General features: G+C 67.9%; 12 protein-coding genes. 8 read left to right on the plus strand and 4 right to left on the minus strand.

Going from position 1 to position 13,885, the window contains the following annotated elements; translation table 11 throughout:
* Window positions 1-6: 6 nt before the first annotated feature.
* The 3 genes from MLE64_RS03010 to MLE64_RS03020 are packed head-to-tail and all read right to left on the minus strand — an operon-like array spanning window position 7 to window position 5,322.
* Window positions 7-2,319: an LPS-assembly protein LptD gene (locus MLE64_RS03010; protein WP_243315719.1), complete on the minus strand. Its 2,313-nt coding sequence runs from the start codon at window positions 2,317-2,319 to the stop codon at window positions 7-9.
* 6 nt (window positions 2,320-2,325) lie between these two features.
* Window positions 2,326-3,048: a ZIP family metal transporter gene (locus tag MLE64_RS03015; RefSeq protein ID WP_243293735.1), complete on the minus strand. Its 723-nt coding sequence runs from the start codon at window positions 3,046-3,048 to the stop codon at window positions 2,326-2,328.
* Between the two features lie 6 nt (window positions 3,049-3,054).
* On the minus strand, window positions 3,055-5,322 hold the full coding sequence (locus tag MLE64_RS03020) for an Rne/Rng family ribonuclease (RefSeq protein ID WP_243315721.1): 2,268 nt from the start codon (window positions 5,320-5,322) through the stop codon (window positions 3,055-3,057).
* A gap of 347 nt (window positions 5,323-5,669) precedes the next feature.
* On the opposite strand from MLE64_RS03020, the gene MLE64_RS03025 reads away from it, so the two are divergent.
* The 6 genes from MLE64_RS03025 to MLE64_RS03050 all read left to right on the plus strand — a co-directional run bounded on the left by MLE64_RS03025 (window position 5,670) and on the right by MLE64_RS03050 (window position 10,671).
* A complete protein-coding gene (locus MLE64_RS03025; protein WP_243315723.1) occupies window positions 5,670-6,515 on the plus strand; it encodes a phosphate ABC transporter substrate-binding protein in 846 nt (281 codons plus the stop codon).
* A 68-nt stretch (window positions 6,516-6,583) separates the two neighbouring features.
* Complete coding sequence (gene pstC, locus MLE64_RS03030) at window positions 6,584-7,624, plus strand: phosphate ABC transporter permease subunit PstC (protein WP_243315725.1); 1,041 nt, start codon at window positions 6,584-6,586, stop codon at window positions 7,622-7,624.
* Window positions 7,624-8,505, plus strand: a complete 882-nt coding sequence (gene pstA / locus MLE64_RS03035; RefSeq protein ID WP_243315727.1) for a phosphate ABC transporter permease PstA — start codon at window positions 7,624-7,626, stop codon at window positions 8,503-8,505. Before pstC ends, pstA begins: the two co-directional genes overlap by 1 nt.
* Window positions 8,505-9,287, plus strand: coding sequence for a phosphate ABC transporter ATP-binding protein PstB (gene pstB / locus MLE64_RS03040; RefSeq protein WP_279342855.1), 783 nt, complete (start codon window positions 8,505-8,507; stop codon window positions 9,285-9,287). Before pstA ends, pstB begins: the two co-directional genes overlap by 1 nt.
* A complete protein-coding gene (gene phoU, locus MLE64_RS03045) occupies window positions 9,287-9,952 on the plus strand; it encodes a phosphate signaling complex protein PhoU (protein ID WP_243315730.1) in 666 nt (221 codons plus the stop codon). Before pstB ends, phoU begins: the two co-directional genes overlap by 1 nt.
* 14 nt (window positions 9,953-9,966) lie before the next feature.
* Window positions 9,967-10,671, plus strand: a complete 705-nt coding sequence (locus MLE64_RS03050; RefSeq protein ID WP_243315732.1) for a response regulator transcription factor — start codon at window positions 9,967-9,969, stop codon at window positions 10,669-10,671.
* A gap of 50 nt (window positions 10,672-10,721) precedes the next feature.
* Here the strand turns inward: MLE64_RS03050 and MLE64_RS03055 are convergent, their stop codons facing one another.
* Window positions 10,722-12,074 (minus strand): sensor histidine kinase, encoded by a 1,353-nt coding sequence (locus MLE64_RS03055; protein ID WP_243315735.1) that lies wholly within the window; start codon window positions 12,072-12,074, stop codon window positions 10,722-10,724.
* 114 nt (window positions 12,075-12,188) lie between these two features.
* Between MLE64_RS03055 and MLE64_RS03060 the strand changes: the two genes are divergently transcribed.
* Complete coding sequence (locus MLE64_RS03060) at window positions 12,189-12,836, plus strand: DUF47 domain-containing protein (protein WP_243286126.1); 648 nt, start codon at window positions 12,189-12,191, stop codon at window positions 12,834-12,836.
* Between the two features lie 13 nt (window positions 12,837-12,849).
* Window positions 12,850-13,857, plus strand: a complete 1,008-nt coding sequence (locus MLE64_RS03065; RefSeq protein WP_243286125.1) for an inorganic phosphate transporter — start codon at window positions 12,850-12,852, stop codon at window positions 13,855-13,857.
* Window positions 13,858-13,885: the final 28 nt, after the last annotated feature.

A 13,885-nucleotide genomic window follows, 5' to 3' on the forward strand; every position in this document is an offset into this window, starting at 1 on the left:
CGGCCCTCAACGCCGGAAGCTGAAGAGGTCCCCCAGCCCGCGGAGGGTGAGGGTCAGGTCGATGCGATCCTCCCGCCCGCCGGACACGAGGTTGGTGTTCAGGGCCACGTGGGTGTACTTCAGCACGTAGGCCACGCAGGGCTCCACGTAGGCCAGGGCCACCTGGCTTGAGGCGAAGGCGCTCATGTGGAAATCGTAGTTGGCGCTGAATTCCAGGCGGAGCCGGTCGTCCCAGAAACGTTGGACGCCGCCCGCCTGCAGGCCCTTCTGGCGCACCAGGAAGCGGTTGATGCCCGTGGAGAAGTAGGCCAGGTTGAACTGGCTGCCGTCCTTGACCTTGAAGTCCATGCTCAGGGCATTGTCCGAGCCGCCGGCGCCCAGATCCGAGGAACGGCGGAGGCTGATCCGCAAGCGCTCGTGAGGTTCCACGTCCAAGTCCGTGTCCACGCTGGACCAGCCCTTCTTGTAGCGGCCGTCGCTGAGGATGATGGGTGAGGCATGGTAGCGGGTGGCGATGCGGAGACGCGCCAGATCCGCGAACCCGGTGCCAGGCCCGGAGCGGCCGAAGATGTGCTGCTTGAGCCCCACTTCGAAGCTCCGCTCGCCGGAGGCACTTTCGTTGACGCCCGGGAAGGCGTCCACCGAATCGAACCGGGGCAGCCTGCCCGCTTCGCCGTACAGGCTCGTCTGCGTCCAGCCGAAGTAGGGCTCGGCGACGTGCTTGAGTTCGCCTTTGTAGCCGAGGATCGAGACATCCTTGAAGGTCCGCCCCACCTGCGGTCCCGACAGCCGCAGATGCCCCGAGCCCAGGAACCGCGTCGCCGCCGCCCCATCCACCTGGAAGGGGCTGGTGGCGGGATTCACCACGGTGTCGGTGGCCCCGCCTTCCGGATCGAAGACGGAAGAGCCCAGGCTGGCGCTGTAGTGGGTCGCGCGCCCCATGGCCTCGAAGTCCGCGCGGAAGGGTCCCCACTGCCCCAGGCGGCCGTGGATGCGGGCGTTCGCATCCTGGCGGTCCCAGGCGTAGGTATCCGCGGGGGCCGTGGCGCTGCCTTCGATGCGGTAGGCGAAGCGACCCACCCGCACGCCGCCATCGAGGTACAGGGGGCCGAGCAGGGAGACAGGGAAGAAGCGGAATTCCGCCTGGGGCAGCGTCTGCCGCCGCAGGGAGGCCGGAAAATCCGGGCTGTAGAAGGGATCCCCCTGGTCCTTGGTGTAGAAGAAGCTGCGTTGCTCGGCGGCCGAGAGGTTGAGGTTTCCGAAGGTGTAGGTGCGCCCCAGGTAGATCGCCGAATCGAAGGTGGTGGCCCCGAGGTAGCCGAGGCCCTTCCCGAAATCCGCATCAACGAGGTTGTCCGAAGCCTGGTTCACGTCCGCCGTGAGCTGCCAGCCATCCTCACGCTGCCACACCTCCTTCAGCGAGTAGCGGTAGCGGCGCTCATCGAGGCTCTTCTGGTGGATGGTCTGGCCGGAGAAGCTGCCCTGGTGGGTCAGGTCGGGCCGCCAGCGCGCTTCTCCGCCCCAGAGGACACCCTCCTTCGTGAAGTACTCCGGCGACAGGGTGGCGTCCACCGAATCCCCCATGACCTGGTAGTAGGAAAGCCCCAGGGTGGTGCCGAAGACGCTGGACATCCCGATCTTCGGGGGGAGCAGGCCCGAGGTCCGCTCCGCCTGCGCCGGATACAGGGCGTAGGGGACGTAGTAGATCGGGACGGCCCCCAGGAGCACCCGGGCGTTCCACATGCTGGCGAAGCCATCCAGGTCGATCTTCAGGGAGGAGAGACGGGCCTTCCAGCCGGGCTTCTCCTCCGGGCAGGGGCTCAGTTCCACGGCATCGAAGGCCCAGGTGCGCAGCGTGGTGAAGGCCACGTGGCTGGAGCGCAGGGTCCAGCTTGGAGGCAGGTCCATCTGCAGCGCCCAGGCCTGGCCCGATCGTCGCTCCCAGTCCATCTCCAGGCGCTCGCCCCGGAGCCGCAGGCCCGGGCCTTCCAGTCGGATGTGTCCTTCCGCCACCAGGCGGCCGTCCGGGATGTGGTACCGGATGCGGTCCGCCAGCAGCAGCAATCCCTCGGATTGGATGGCGCCCTGCTCCAGCGTCCAGACATCGGCCTCCTCGAAGACCCCTTCTCCGCGGTAATCGAAGGGCACCCTGGCCAGGCCCGGCCCCCGGTCCACGCGGAAGGGGCGGAGGGGCAGCAGCTCCGCGGGCGTGGGCGCATCCAGCGGAAGGGGCTGCGGAAGGTCGGGCAGGCCCTGGGCAGCCAGCAGGGCCGGCACGGCACCCAGCAGCAGGCCTCGGGTCCTCCCGGGGATGGCCATGGGCGATCAGTGATGGTGCGGCAGCAGCCGCGAGCTGACGAGGAAGATGCCCACCCCGGCCAGGAGCGCCACTGTGCTGCGGAAGCCGGAGACCTTCTGCACTTCCGGCAGGAGGTCAGAGCTGGACACGTAGAGCGCCAATCCAGCCGTGAGCCCCAGCACCGGGCCCGTGGGAAGGCCCAGCATGGACTGTCCCGCCGCCCCCACCAGGGCCGCCAGGGCCAGGGTCGCCGCGGCCAGGATGGCGCCCCGGTTCCCGAAGCCCCGCACCAGGAAGATCGACGCGATGGTGCCGCCCTCGGGGATGCGGTGGAAGAGGATGCCCAGCACCACCAGGGGACCCAGGTTGCTGTGGGTGGCTAGCGCGGCGGCGATGGCCACGCCGTCCATGAGGCTGTGCAGGGAGAGCCCCACCAGGGCGAGGACGCCGCTCAGGGGCGTCCCGTCCTTGTGGGTCTCCTCGCCGTAGTGGAAGTGGAGCGTGATGCCGTGCTCCATGATGTGGACCAGGAGGTAGCCGGCCAGGACCCAGAAGGCATTGCCCTCGCCGCCCTTGGCCTCCATGCATTCCGGGATGATGCGGACCACGGTGACGGACAGCAGGTAACCCGCCGCCACCCCGGAGAGCAGGCGCATGAACTGCGCCCGTCCCTGGAGGAACCGCACCACGCCCCAGCCGCCCAGAAGGGTGGCCAGGGACGCGAGAGGGGCCAGCCAGTAGATCGACATGGACGACTACTCGGCCTTGGGTTTCTTGGCGCGCGTGACCTTGGCCTTGGCGGGGGCTTCCTCGGTCTTGGCGGTGGTCTCCTCGGCCTTGGCCGCGGCTTTCGGGGCGGCCTTGGTAGCTGTCTTGGCAGCCGCCTTGGCCTTCGGCGCGGCTTTCTTCTTGGCCGGGGCTTCAGCCACGGGTTCAGCGGCCTGGACCGGCTCGGGCGCTGGCGCCGCGGCCGCCGCGGGTTCCGCCAGGGCGGCCACCTTGGCCCGGGGCGTGCGCTTGGGCTTGACCGGGGCCGCCTCGGGCTCGTGGGCCGCGGGCGCGGCGCCGCCGATCTTCGGCCGCGGGCTGGGAGTCAGGAGGCTGGCCACGAGGTCCGCCGTGGCTTTCGGCGGCTCGGGCTGGGCCTCATACGAAGGCTCAGGGCGGGAAGCCGGCTCGGTGGAATCGGCGGCGGGCATCACCGCCCCCTCGCCATTCCGCTCGGCGCCACCCTTCCGGCGACGGCGGCGGCGCTTGCGCTTGGCGCCTTCGCCCTTGGGTTCCCCGCCTTCGGCGTCGGTCCCTTCCTCTTCTTCCTCGTCCTCGGGCTTGGCGCTCTCGAAGAGGGCGCGCAGCCGCTCCCGCTCATCCAGGGCGGCCCGCTGGAGGTCGCGCCGGTCGTACTTGAAGGCTTCCTTCTTGGGCTCCTTGGCGGGCTCACCCGGAGTGCCCAGGGCCTTCTCGAAGGAGATCGGGCTGTCGCCGCCCAGGACCACGGTCTCGTCCTCCGGAGCGCCCTTTTCACGGTGCGGCTTGGGTGCGGCCTTCTCGACCGGGGCTTCCTCCGCCCGCTCGATCTCGGCGGCCATCTCGCCGTAGGACATGGACCAATCCGCCTGGATGAGGATCCTGGCGTCGCTCTGCTCCTCCAGCTGGGCCAGGTCCCGGCGCTTCTGGTTCTGGACCGCCGCGGCGATGGCCGGGGCCAGCTTCACGCGGATCTCGCCGATGCCACCCTTGGCCAGGATGCCCTGCAGGCGGCGCACCACGGACAGCACCAGGGCTTCCAGGGTCTTCACCTTGCCCGTGCCGGCGCAGGTGGGGCAGGCTTCGTGGTTCACGTGCTGGAGGCTGGGCCGGATGCGCTGGCGGGTCATGACGAGCACGCCGAAGCGGTTGATCTTCCCCACCTCCATGCGTGCCTTGTCGGCCTTGAGGCACTCCACCAGGCGGTCCTGCACGGCGCGGATGTGGGAATCACGCTTCATGTCGATGAAATCGATGGCGACCAGGCCCGCCAGGTCGCGCAGGCGCAGCTGCCGGGCCACCTCCTCGGCGGCCTCCATGTTCGTCTTGAATGCCATGTCCTCCACGCCGTCGCCGGAGGTCTTGCCGCTGTTCACGTCGATGGCCACCATGGCTTCGGTCTGATCCAGGGCCAGGGCGCCGCCGCTGGGCAAGGGCACCTTCCGGCCGTAGATGCGATCGATCTGCTCCTCCAGCTGGAAGCGGGAGAAGAGGGGCTTCTTGCCCGTGTAGTGCTTCAGCACGTCCAGGTGCTGGGGCATGGTGCGCTTGAAGAAGGACTGGGCCGCATGGAACGTGTCCAGATCGTCGATCTGGACTTCCTCCACGTCGGCGCTGAAGGTGTCGCGCAGGGTGCGGGTGACGACGTCATCCTCCTGCCAGACCAGGCCGGGACCGTGGCGGTGCTTGTAGCGGTTCAGGACTTCCTTGTAGGTGTCCAGCAGGTACTCCAGATCGCGCTGGAAGTCCTCCTTCGTGACGCCCAGGCTGGCGGTGCGGACGATCACGCCAATATCCTCGGGGATATCCAGGGTGTCGACCAGCTGCTTGAAGTGGCGCCGCTCCTCGGTGCCCTCGATCTTGCGGCTGATGCCGTTGACGGGGTTTCCGGGCGTGATCACCAGGTACCGGCCCGCGAGGCTGATCTGGCCGGTCATCATGGCGCCCTTGGTGCCCAGCTCCTCGCGGACGGCCTGGACGAGGATCTCCTGGTCCCGCTGGAGGATCTCCTGGATCCGCCCCCGGCGGCCTTCGCTCATGTCCCGGGGCAGCTCCCCGAGGGGCAGGAAGCCGTTCTTCTGGCCGCCGAAGTGCACGAACGCGGCCTGGAGGCTGGTGTCCACCCGGACGACCTTGGCCTTGTAGAGGTTGCCTTTGATCTTCTCGTTGTGGAGGAACTCGACGTCGTAGTCGAACAGCACGCCGTCGATCAGGCTGGCCACCCGGATCTCTTCCGGATCGGTGGCATTGATCATCATGGTTTTCTTGGGGTTCAAGGATTCTCCTGTGGGTTCCCAGGCTACGGCTGGCGCATGGCAAGCGCGGCGGCCTTCCTTGGGGCTGGATATCGGGATGGGAGGTCGGGAAACCGAAGGGGGCCCTGCCCTGGCTTCGGCCACCCGGAATGGAAAAAAGGGATGGTCGCGATCCCCGGGGGCAAAGGGCGTGGCCTCGATCTGCCCGCTGGATCTTCAATCATTAAATCCACTTATTCCCGCGGGGGCAAGCCTAGAACCCCACGGAAGTCTGCGAGCGGCCTGGCGGAAGTTACAGGGATGTCACACCCATGGTCACAGGCCTTCACCCATGCCCCTCAGAGTCGAGGTCATTGAAGGAGGCAACGATGAAGATCCGATTCATGGCCCAGGCCATCCTGGCCGGCCTGTTCGTGGCCGGGGCCGCCCAAGCCCAGACCGTGACCGTCATGGGCTCCACCGCCCTGGGTCCGATCGTCAAGAAGGCGGCCGAGGACTACATGAAGTCCCACCCCGGCGTCCAGATCGCCGTGAGCGGCGGCGGCTCCATGACCGGCCTGAACCAAGTGACCAGCGGCGGCTGCCATATCGGCATCTCCGACGTGTTCGCAACTCCCGACCAGGAGAAGGCGGGCATCAAGAACCACAACATCGTGGTCCAGCCCTTCACCCTCATCGCCCATCCGGGCGTCGGCGTGAAGAACCTCTCGGCCCAGCAGGCTGAGCAGATCTTCACCGGCAAGGTCGGCAACTGGCAGGAAGTCGGCGGGCAGAACCGGAAGATCGTCCGCGTGATCCGTCCCGAGTCATCCGGCACCCGCGCCGTCCAGAAGAAGACCATCCTGCACGACCAGGAGTTCGCCAAGGACGTGCTGATCCAGGACTCCACCGGCGCCGTGGTCACGGCCGTGGCCACCACGCCCGGAGCCGTCTCCTTCGTGGAGCTGGAGCACCTCGAGAAGAACAAGAACCGGATCGCCGGCATCGCCTACAACGGCGTGGCCTGCTCCAACGAGTCCGTGAAGTCCGGCAAGTACCCCGTCTTCTCCTTCGGCCATGCCTACACGAACCCCGCCAAGCTGGGCGATCCCAAGGTGAAGCAGGCCGTGGAGGATTTCCTGGCCTACATCCTGAGCCCGGCATTCCAGCAGAACGTCCTCAAGGCCGGCTACCTGCCGGTGGACTACGTGAAGTCCCTCAAGACCAAGCTTTGAGATCCATCGGAACCACCCTTGCCCACCCGGCGGCCCTGCCGCCGGGTGGTTTGCGGAAAGCCGAGCCCATGCCCCAGGCACCTGAAGTCTCCATCGCGGCCGCCCCTGAAGGCGGCTATCCCGTGCTCGAGGAGGGGCTCCGCCCTGCTGCCGCCAGCGCGCCCACCTTCAAGCACAGCCGGCTCCAGCGACTGGCGGACCGCTGGGCCCACCTCGGCTTCCTAATCTGCAGCCTCCTCGTGGTGGTCCTCATCGGAGGCATCCTCTACTTCCTGGCCACCCGCGGGCTGGCCGCCTTCCTGCCCCTGGCCGGCAACACCGGAAGGGCCCTGAGCTTCTCCGAAGTCTTCCTGTCCGCGGATTGGGCCCCCTCCTCGGATCGCTTCGGCATCCTGCCCTTCATCGCGGGCTCCCTGGGCGTCACCGGGCTGGCCCTCCTCATCGCCGCCCCGGCCGGCGTCCTCACGGGCGTGTTCATCGCCAAGATGGCCCCGGCCTGGATGCGCAACCTCATGCGCCAGGTCATGGATCTGCTCGTGGGCATCCCGTCGGTGGTGTACGGCATCTTCGGCCTCACCGTGGTGCTGCCCCTGGTGAGCCGGACCTGGCTCGCGGACGCCCCGGCCTCGGGCTTCGCCGTGTCCGCCCTGATCCTGGCGGTCATGATCGTGCCCACCATCGTCAGCCTGTCCACGGACGCCTTCGAGTCCCTGCCCGCCGCCCTGGACGAGGGCGCCCAGGCCCTGGGCTCCAGCCGCTGGCAGGCCATCTGGCGCGTGCTCATCCCCGCCGCCCGCCCCCGCCTGCTCACCGCCACGGTGCTGGGCCTGGGCCGGGCCATCGGCGAGGCCATGGCCGTGCAGATGGTCATCGGCAACAATCCCCAATGGATGGCCCTCATGCGGGAATCCACGGACCGGGCGCCCTTCCTGCGGGCCCTCTTCACGCCTGCCGCGACCCTCACCACCGAGCTGGTGCAGGAACTCCCCAACACGGCGGCCGGCTCCACCTGGAACAACGTGCTCTTCGCCATGGGCCTGCTGCTCTACCTGCTGACCATGGTCCTGATCCTGGCCACCCGGCGCCTGGGTCGCGGGAAGGAGGCCTGATGAACGCCGCCGCCCCCGTCTTCCGCCGCTCCCGGACCTCCAAGATCGTGGACCGCCTCATGCGCGGCGTCCTCTGGGCCATCGCGCTGACCTTCGTGGCCGTGCTGATCCTCTTCGTGGGGGCCATCCTCAAGCAGGGCTGGCCGGTCCTGAACCTGGGCTTCCTCACCAAGATGCCCGAGACCCTCGACGCCGGAGGCGGCATCAAGCCGCAGATCTTCAACTCGATCTACCTGGTGATCCTCTCCCTGGGCATCTCCCTGCCCGTGGGCCTGGGCGCCGGCATCTACATGGCGGCCTATGCGGGCCAGGGCCGGGCCCTGCGCTTCCTCCGGCTCTGCATCGAGACCCTCGCCGCCACGCCCTCCATCGTGCTGGCCCTCTTCGGCATGATCGTCTTCGTGCAGGCCATGGGCTGGAGCTTCTCCATCCGCTCCGGCGCCCTCACCCTGGCTCTGCTGAACATCCCCGTGATCACCCGCGTCACCGAAGTGAGCCTGCTGGCCGTCCCCCGGGAGCTGAAGGAAGCCAGCTACGGCCTGGGGGCCACCAAGCTGCAGACCATCCTCAAGGTGGCCCTGCCCTACGCCGCCACGGGCATCCTCACGGGCCTGGTGCTCACGGCGGGCCGGGCCTTCGGCGAGAGCGCCATCCTGGTCTTCACCGCGGGCACCAACGCCAGCGCCCATTTCCCGGACTTCCGCCTCACGGTGCCCGGTGAGACCCTCTCCGTGCACCTCTGGTACGTCACGTCGGACGGCACCCTGCCCGACGCCCGGGAAATCGCGGCGGGCACCGCGGCCGTGATGATCCTGGTCCTCCTCACCCTGAACCTGCTGGTCCGCCTGGTGGACCGCGCCATCCGTCGACGGACCCGTTGATGCTCACCCCCACTCTCCCCGAAACCAAGCCCATCAAGCTGTCTGTCCGCGACATGGCCTTCAGCTACGGCCCGAAGAAGATCCTCGATGGCCTCTCCATGGACATCCACGCCGAGCGCGTCACGGCCATCATCGGCCCCAGCGGGTGCGGCAAGAGCACCTTCCTCAAGTGCTTCAACCGCATCCACGAGGTCGCCGCGGACGTCGACGTCAGCGGCGACATCCAGATCGACGGCGTGGACATCTACCGCGGCGGCATCGACGTGGTGGACCTCCGGCGCCGCGTGGGCATGGTCTTCCAGAAGCCGAACCCCTTCCCCAAATCCATCTACGAGAACGTCGCCTTCGGGCCGCGCCTCTTCGGAGTCAAGGATCGCGAGACCCTGGACGGCATCGTGGAGGACGCGCTGCGCAAGGCCGCCCTCTGGGATGAGGTGAAGGACCGGCTCAAGGAGAGCGCCAGCGGCATGAGCGGCGGCCAGCAGCAGCGGCTCTGCATCGCCCGGGCCCTGGCGGTGAATCCTGAAGTGCTCCTGATGGATGAACCCTGCTCAGCCCTGGATCCCATCGCCACCTCGAAGATCGAGGACCTCATCAGCGAGCTGAAGGAGAGCCTCACCATCGTCATCGTCACCCACAACATGCAGCAGGCGGCCCGGGTCAGCGACTACACGGCCTTCTTCTGGCTGGGCAGGCTGGTGGAGATGGACCTGACGGAGCGGATCTTCACCACGCCGAAGGTGCAAATGACGGAAGACTACATCACGGGGAGGTTCGGCTGATGCGGCAGTTCGACACGGAACTGAAGGAACTCCGGGAAGGCATCATGGCCATGGCCGGGGTGGCGGAGGAGATGCTCGAGCTCACCATCCAGGCCCTGGCGGAGCCATCCCAGGCCAAGGCCGACCAGGTGAACCACCTGGACCGCCGCATGGACGAGTGGGAGCTGAAGCTCGATCAGCAGTGCATCGACCTCCTAGCCCTCCGGAATCCCGCGGCCTCGGACCTGCGCCGCATCGCCTCGAGCCTGAAGATCATCCCCGAGTTGGAGCGCATCGGCGACCACTGCTGCAACATCGCCCGCCGCGTGGGCATGGTCCATCCGCCCATCCTGGCCGGGAACGACCTGGAGCGCCTGGGCACGGAGACCCGGAGCATGGTCCGCCGGGCCGTGGACGCCTTCGTGGGCAACGACGCCGCTCTGGCCCATGCCGTCATCCTGAGCGACGACAGCGTGGACGCCCTCTACGGAAAGCTCTATCGCGACTTGCTGCGCAGCATGCTGGCGGATCCCCTCTGCATCGAACGGGCCAGCCACCTGATCCTCGTCATCAAGAACTGGGAGCGCATCGCGGACCAGGCCACCAACATCGCGGAGGAAGTGCTTTTCATCCTCGAGGGCCGCAGCGCCAAGCACCCCTACCTCCGCGGCGACTCCGTAGAATAGGGAAGAAGGATCCCATGCCCCACATCCTCCTCCTGGAAGACGACACCGAGATCCGTCTCGGCCTGGAACAGCATCTGCGCCGCGAGGGCTTCAGCCTGACCAGCGTGGGCACCGGCCGCGAGGCCCTCCAGGCGCTCGGCGCCTCCGGATCCCGTCTGGACGCGGCCCTCCTCGACCTGAGCCTGCCAGACATGGACGGACTCGATGTGCTCCGGGCCATCCGTGGCCACAGCGCGCACCGGAGCCTTCCCGTCCTCCTCGTGACGGCGCGGAGCGAGGAGATCGACCGGGTCCTCGGCCTGGAGCTGGGTGCGGACGACTACATTTCCAAGCCCTTCTCCACCCGGGAACTGGCGGCCAGGCTCCGGGCCATCCTCCGCCGGTCCACGCCGGCGGAACCCTCCGAACGCCCCCGCCTGCTCACCTTCGGCCCCATCACGGTGGATCTGGACATGCACACGGCCCGAGTGGACGGCCAGCTCGTAGACCTCACGCGCCGTGAGTTCGAGCTCCTGGTGTACTTCCTCGCCAACCCCCGCCGGGTCCTCACCCGCGAGAAGATCCTGCAGCAGGTCTGGGGACTGGAATACCTTGGCGAGAGCCGCACCATCGACGCCCACGTCCGCCGGGTCCGTGCCAAGATCGGCCCCGTGGCGGCGGAGCAGATCGAAACAGTGGTGGGAGTCGGCTACCGCCTGGGCGGGCCTAGCGAGGCTTGAGGACCCCAGGAAGGGTGTGACGGCGGCGCACCTGGGATCCGTCCGGTCCGCTAGACCTGGTCGCGCTCCCCGGGCTGGGGCGGCAGGATCACCCGGAAGGTGGCCCCTTCCCCCGGCCGGCTCTCGAGGGCGACCTCGCCTCCCATCAGACGGCAGAGGTGCTTCACGATGGCCAGCCCCAGGCCCGTGCCGGGCTTGGCCTTCGCGGCCTGGGCCCGGTAGAACCGCTCGAAGATGCGCCCTTGCTCCGCCTCCGGGACACCTGGCCCCTCGTCGCTCACTTCCCAGATCTGCCCCTGGGCCGAGAGGCGGACGCCGAGCCGCACGCGACCTCCGGGCGGACTGAACTTGATGGCGTTCGAAAGAAGGTTCTCAAGCACCTGGCTCAGGCGGAGGGGGTCCGCCAGGAGGGTGGCACCGTCCGGGGCCTCGACATCCACGTCCAACTGGACAGAGGCTTCCGCCAGCCGGGCCTGCTGATCCTTCACCACCGTGGCGATGAAGGCGGCAAGGTCGAGCCGGACCGGCTCCAGATGCATGGCCCCACTTTCGATGCGGCTCAGTTCCGACAGATCTCCCAGCAGCATGGCCAGCCGGTCCACGGAACGGAGGATGGAGCGCGTCCCGCCCAGGGCCGCCTCCGGCAGCTCCTCCTCCTGCAGGTTTTCCGCCGCGATCCGGATGGCCGTCACCGGCGTCTTCAGCTCGTGGCTCACGTTGGAGATGAACTTCTGCCGGGTCGTCTCCAGGGCCTCCTGGCTCGTCACATCGTCGACGGTCAGCAGCACGCCGGAGATGCTGCCCACCGGCGCGAAGGGGATGGCCCGCACCCGGAGCGTGCGGCCCGCCCGCGCCAGCCGCCATTCGGAAGGGACGCCCTGGTAGGCCCGCTGCACCGCCGAAGGGCTGTCGGGATCCCGGAACACCTCGGCCACGGCCATCCCCTTGTCCAGCGGCGCCCCCAAGCCAAGGTGCCGCTGGGCCGCCGGGTTGAACTGCTCCAGGCCGCCCGTGGGTCCGAAGAGCAGCACGCCCTCCTCGAGCCGGGCCATGATGCCGGGGAGCAGGCGATCTTCGCGGGCCGCGCGCTCCCGCAGGTCCAGGTTCTCCTGCTCCAGCGCCGACCAGGCCTGGGGAAGATCCGCGATGGCGCTGGGTCGCGACCCGCCCAGGAGGCGCCCCAGAGGTTCCGCCACCAGGCGCACCTGCCAGCGGGCCATGAGGATGACCACCAGGACCACCGTGGCCACGAGCCCCAGGATCCAGGGCGCGGACACTCCCTTCTGGACCGTCATGCCCAGTCCCAGGCCCAGGAACAGCACGGCTCCCAGGCAGACGAGGGCGCGCTCGAGGAAGGCCCTCACGCCGGGCCCCGCCTCGCGATGTGAGCTGTGTTCCGCCATGCCTTCTGACCATACACCGTCTACGGGGTCACAACCCACCGGCCAGCGGCCAATTTACGCTCCGTTTACACTCCCGGAACCGGTACAGTGGAGGACGGATCTGTGGGAGTGGTCATGTCCTTGAATGCCGTGATGCGCTGGCTCAAGCCCCGGGAGATGGTTTTCTTCGATCTCCTGGAATCCGCTTCGGGCAACGTCTACCAAGCAGCGCAGCTCTTCGATCGGGAGATCCGCAGCGGCGACCCGGACCGGTTCGCGGAGCTGCGCCGGCAGATGAAGGACCTGGAGCACGCCGGCGACGACATCACCCACGAGATCATCGACCGCCTGAACCACACCTTCGTCACGCCCATCGACCGGGAGGACATCCTGGCCCTGGCGCACTCCATCGACGACGTGATCGACCGCATCCATTCGGTCTGCGAGCGCCTGATCCTCTACCGCATCAGCCACGTGATGCCCGCCGTCACGGAGATCAGCTCCATCATCGTGGAAGGCGCCGGCGAGATCCTCCACCTCACCCGGTCCCTGCGCAACATGTCCAACCAGAAGGAGATCGGGGATCGCATCCGCCGGGTCCACGCCCTGGAGAACAAGGCCGACTCCATCTACCACGCGGGCCTGGCCCAGATCTTCCAGGATCCCAAGGATCCCATCGAGCTCGTGAAGTGGAAGGAGATGCTCGAAAAGATCGAGGACGCCACCGACAAGATCGAGCTGGTGGCCAAGGTCATCGGCTCCACCGTCATGAAGAACGCGTAGGCCGGAGCCACTCATGCTCGAAGGCATCATCCCGGCCCTGGTGCTGATCGTCGGCCTCGCGCTCGTATTTGATTACATCAACGGCTTCCACGACACCGCGAACGCCATCGCAACGGTCGTTTCCACCGGCGTGCTCAGCGCCCGGAACGCCATCCTCATGGCGGGCATCCTGAACTTCGGCGGCGCCCTCCTGGGCACCCAGGTGGCCACCACCATCGCCAAGGGCATCGCGGACAGCCAGTTCGTGGTACCCGCCGTCATCGTGGCGGCCCTGCTGTCCGCCATCGTCTGGAACCTCATCACCTGGTATTTCGGCATCCCTTCCAGTTCCAGCCATGCGCTCGTCGGCGGTCTCGCCGGCGCCGTGGTCGCCCAAGCGGGACGCGGCGCCCTCCACACCGCCAAGCTCGAAGAAGTCGGGACCTTCCTCATCGTGAGCCCCGTGGTCGGCTTCTTCATCGCCATGCTCCTCATCATCGTCATCCTGTGGATCGTGCGTCATACGGCCGGGCACCGCGTCAACCTGGCGTTCCGGAAGCTCCAGCTGGTCTCCGCCGGCGCCATGGCCTTCACCCACGGCACCAACGACGCGCAGAAGGCCATGGGCATCATCGCCCTGGCCCTCATCACCTACGGGAAACTCCACACCCATGGCGTGAAGGTCGACGTCCCCATCTGGGTCAAGCTGGCCTGCGCCACGGCCATGGGCCTCGGCACCATGTCCGGCGGGTGGAAGATCATCCGCACCATGGGCGCCAAGATCGTCAAGCTGAGGCCCATCCATGGGTTCGCTGCGGAGACGGCCTCGGCCATCGTCCTCTTCGCCACGGCCCACATGGGCATTCCGGTCAGCACCACCCACGTGATCAGCGGCGCCATCATGGGCGTGGGCGCCAGCATGAACGTCTCCGCCGTGCGCTGGGGCGTGGCCGGGAACATCGTCGTGGCCTGGGTGCTCACCATCCCCATCAGCGCCCTGCTCGCCGCGGGCTTCCTCAAGCTGCTGGCGCCGTTCTTCTGATCCGCAGGAATGTCGCGGCAAAATCGCC

It is taken from the genome of Geothrix paludis (assembly GCF_022808815.1).
GTDB classification, from domain to species: Bacteria; Acidobacteriota; Holophagae; order Holophagales; family Holophagaceae; genus Geothrix; species Geothrix paludis.

Bases quoted from the DNA above. Each gene is read 5' to 3' on its own strand.
- MLE64_RS03010 (WP_243315719.1), bottom strand. From the start codon at position 2,319: ATGGCCATCCCCGGGAGGACCCGAGGCCTGCTGCTGGGTGCCGTGCCG.
- MLE64_RS03015 (WP_243293735.1), bottom strand. From the start codon at position 3,048: ATGTCGATCTACTGGCTGGCCCCTCTCGCGTCCCTGGCCACCCTTCTG.
- MLE64_RS03025 (WP_243315723.1), top strand. From the start codon at position 5,670: ATGAAGATCCGATTCATGGCCCAGGCCATCCTGGCCGGCCTGTTCGTG.
- pstC (WP_243315725.1), top strand. From the start codon at position 6,584: ATGCCCCAGGCACCTGAAGTCTCCATCGCGGCCGCCCCTGAAGGCGGC.
- pstA (WP_243315727.1), top strand. From the start codon at position 7,624: ATGAACGCCGCCGCCCCCGTCTTCCGCCGCTCCCGGACCTCCAAGATC.
- pstB (WP_279342855.1), top strand. From the start codon at position 8,505: ATGCTCACCCCCACTCTCCCCGAAACCAAGCCCATCAAGCTGTCTGTC.
- phoU (WP_243315730.1), top strand. From the start codon at position 9,287: ATGCGGCAGTTCGACACGGAACTGAAGGAACTCCGGGAAGGCATCATG.
- MLE64_RS03050 (WP_243315732.1), top strand. From the start codon at position 9,967: ATGCCCCACATCCTCCTCCTGGAAGACGACACCGAGATCCGTCTCGGC.
- MLE64_RS03055 (WP_243315735.1), bottom strand. From the start codon at position 12,074: ATGGCGGAACACAGCTCACATCGCGAGGCGGGGCCCGGCGTGAGGGCC.
- MLE64_RS03060 (WP_243286126.1), top strand. From the start codon at position 12,189: ATGTCCTTGAATGCCGTGATGCGCTGGCTCAAGCCCCGGGAGATGGTT.
- MLE64_RS03065 (WP_243286125.1), top strand. From the start codon at position 12,850: ATGCTCGAAGGCATCATCCCGGCCCTGGTGCTGATCGTCGGCCTCGCG.